The sequence below is a fragment of the Gardnerella sp. C0684A1 genome, from assembly GCF_055326835.1.
On record NZ_JBLTSX010000093.1, the window covers coordinates 1 to 238 of the forward strand.

Annotated in this window: 1 pseudogene; it reads left to right on the top strand. The window is 37.8% G+C overall.

The window, feature by feature from the left end:
- Nucleotides 1–238: pseudogene (locus tag ACNEUN_RS06450) on the top strand (LTA synthase family protein); the annotation flags it as partial.

The following is a 238-nucleotide window of genomic DNA, read 5'->3' on the forward strand; positions in this document are numbered from 1 at the left end:
GGGAATATCGCATCTTTTCTGCCAGATAATGCTATAGCCGTGATTGTCTGTTCCATAATTGCTGTACTTGTAGCTGTTATTGCTGCTATTTTTATGCATTTTGTAGATGTAAATCGCGGAAAAATCGTGTTTACTAAGGATTTTCGCATTTCTATCGTAATTAGAGTTGTTACATGCTTAGTGTGTTTTTTGGGTCTTGGATGGTATGTTTCTGGGGTTGGAACAGTTGGTTCTAGTC